The sequence below is a fragment of the Anaerococcus sp. genome (assembly GCF_022770135.1).
Lineage (GTDB): Bacteria > Bacillota > Clostridia > Tissierellales > Peptoniphilaceae > Anaerococcus.
Genome location: NZ_JALEIL010000149.1, coordinates 1 through 3,088 on the forward strand (window position 1 = coordinate 1; position 3,088 = coordinate 3,088).

Consider the following 3,088-nt stretch of genomic DNA (forward strand, 5'->3'; position numbering starts at 1 on the left):
CAAGACCGTTTCAGAAATCAACAACAAGCCTGTCCAGGACACCAACGAGATGAGCTTTGTTGTATTGAAGGATTCTGAAATTAAAAGCCTTGCAGACATAGGAGATAAGGAAATCGCCACAGCAGGAGACATGGATAAGGAAAATTCCACCAAGGCCTTTGCAAAATACAAGGAAGATTACAAAAAGGAATTAATTGAAAGAAACTTCGACAATTATCAAGCTTCTGCCACAGCCCTACTAGATGGAGATGCTGAGGTCATGCTTCTTAACGAATCTTTTAGGCCAATCCTAGATGAGACAATCGAGGGATTTTCAGAGAAAACCCGTGTACTTGAGTCTGTTCTAGTGAAAGGTGTAGAGAAGAAGAAGGAAGAAAAGAAAGAAGTCGCAGAGGATCAATCTTTCAATATCTTCCTATCAGGAATTGACACATCAGGTAGTCTATCCAACGTATCAAGGTCTGATGTCAACATGGTCCTAAGTGTCAACCCAAAAGAGAAGAAAATCCTAATCACAACTATCCCAAGAGATACCTACCTATCCATAGGAGGGGAAGGGGACAAGTACGATAAGCTAACCCACGCTGGTCTTTACGGAGTAGATACTTCAATCAAGAGTATAGAGGCACTTCTAGATATCAAGATCGACTACTATGGCAAGGTCAACTTCACAACTCTAGTAGATCTAATAAACGCCCTAGGAGGAATCACAGTGGACAACCCAACAGCCTTTACTTCAACCCATGGAGGCTATGACTTCCCTCAAGGAAAGATAGAAATGGACGGAGACATGGCACTTGCCTTCTCTAGAGAAAGATACAATCTAGAAGAGGGAGACTTCGACAGAGGGAAAAACCACACCCGAGTCCTAACAGGAATCATAAGAAAAATGCTAAGCACTGAAATGCTCCTAAACTTCAATGAAATAGCAGATATAGCCCTAGAATCAGTCAACACAGATGTGCCATACGAGAAGATGATAGAGCTAGTCAACAAACAACTAGCCGATGGAGGCGAATGGCAAATAGAAAGCGAAGCCCTAAAAGGAAAAGGAACCATGGACCTTGACTCCTACTTAATGCCAAACGCAAGCCTCTACATGATGGTCCCAAGCAAGGACTCCATAGAAAATATTCATAATAATATTGAGGAAAATAATAAGTAAAGAGATATCTCGAATTACTCTCAACATAAGGAGGTAGGAAAGCTATGCTTTCCTACAAATTCCCTTGTTTCGAGGATAAGCCCGTCCGGCTAGTAGAGGACTGGAGAAGCCTATTAAGAAAAAGTTAAAGAATAATTATTTAAAGGCTAAAAGAGATATCTCGACTACGCTCGACGGTAGTTTGCGGGCTTAGTTGCACTTCGCCTCGAAAAGCCTCGATTAAGGGCTGCCATCAATTCACTTATGTTCATTGTGGCCAGACCCATTAGATATAAGGGGAAGGAAAGTTATGCTTTCCTACAGTTTCCCTTACCTCGACCGAAGCGGAGAGGTCTCACGTGTTATATAAAAAGTTCAATTAATTAAAAACTTTGAATTATAGAAAGAGATATCTCGACTACGCTCGATATAAGGGGAAAGAAAACAGAGTTTTCTCTCCGTTTCCCTTGTTTCGACCGAAGCGGAGAAACCTCACGTGTTACTTTTAAAAAATAGTTAATATTATACTTCGAAATACAGCGGAAACATATAATCTCCACCTCGACAGAGCGAATGAAATGAGTGACGAGAGGTCTACAGTCTAAGATGACATGTAAATAGAAAAGATTAAGTAATCTATGAAATCCAGGTAGATATCTCGGCTACGCTCGATATAATGGGGAAGGAAAGTTTGCTTTCCAACTATTACCCTTACCTCGACCGAAGCGGAGAGGTCTCACGTGTTATATAAAAAGTTCAATTAATTAAAAACTTTGAATTATAGAAAGAGATATCTCGACTAACGCTCGATATAAGGGTGATGGAAAGCTCGCTTTTCTACAATTTCCCTTGCTTCGACCAACGTGGAGAAGCCTCATGCAATAAACTGTATCACAAAAAATAGTTTATTCTAATAAAACAAACACAAACTAAAAACACCCAAGCAAACAAAAAGGAAAAGATATGGGACACACCACAATCTTGTTGATGATTATTACAATTTTATCAAAAATATTTGGCTTTGTCCGTGAATCTGTTATGGCAGCTGTCATTGGCGCAGGGGATATCAAGTCCATCTACGTCACTGCCACCACCATCCCTGATATCATGATGTACACTGTCATAACAGGGATTGTCTCTGCCTACATCACAGTCTACACTAGGATTCGTACGGATAAGGGAGAAAGTGAGGCCAATAGCTTTACCTCAAACCTTATCAATGTCCTAATGGTCTATGGTGCTATTATCTTTTTCCTAATAATAATATTTGCAGGTCCAATATCTAAGATTTTCTCACCCAAACTTATAGGCGAAACCCACGACATGGCTACATCCTTTACCAGGATCATGGCGGTATCAATCTTTGCCTTCCTTTACTCTGCGGTCATCAGAGGCTTTCTCAACGTGCGAAATAACTTCATCGACCCAGTAGTCACAGAGATAATCTTAAATATATTTGTAATTTCTGCAACCCTTCTTACGGGAGTCTTCGACAATCCCTATATCCTCATCATAGGAGCCCTTATAGGAAACATCATCCAGTTTATCAGATTCCCATTTGCCAGCAAGAAGAAGGGCTTTTCCTATGAGAGAAAGCTCGACTTCAAGGATCCCTACATCAAGTACCTCCTTGCCATCATGATTCCAATCATCATATCTAACGCTGCTAACAAGATCTCTGTCCTAATAGATAAATCCATGGCGTCAGGTCTACTCGGCATCGACACAGTGGCCAAGGTATTCTACACAGAAAACATGCTCGACTTCATAGTAGAAGTCGTCACGATAAACATAGCTACCATCACCTTCCCCCAAGTCGCAAAACTTGGTAATGAAGGGAAAATAGACGCCATGAAGGAAAAGACAGCAAGCACCTTAATCCTAACCCTTGCCCTAGTAATACCAGCCACCTTCGGCATGATGACTCTAGCAAGGCCCATTATT

2 protein-coding genes are annotated in these 3,088 nt (G+C 41.0%); both read left to right on the forward strand.

What is annotated here, in order from left to right:
- Positions 1–1,165, forward strand: a 1,165-nt coding sequence (locus MRZ08_RS07595; RefSeq protein WP_297381307.1) for an LCP family protein, incomplete at its 5' end; no start/stop codon positions are given.
- A 942-nt stretch (positions 1,166–2,107) separates the two neighbouring features.
- A partial coding sequence (locus MRZ08_RS07600) for a lipid II flippase MurJ (RefSeq protein ID WP_297381310.1) occupies positions 2,108–3,088 on the forward strand: 981 nt, incomplete at its 3' end.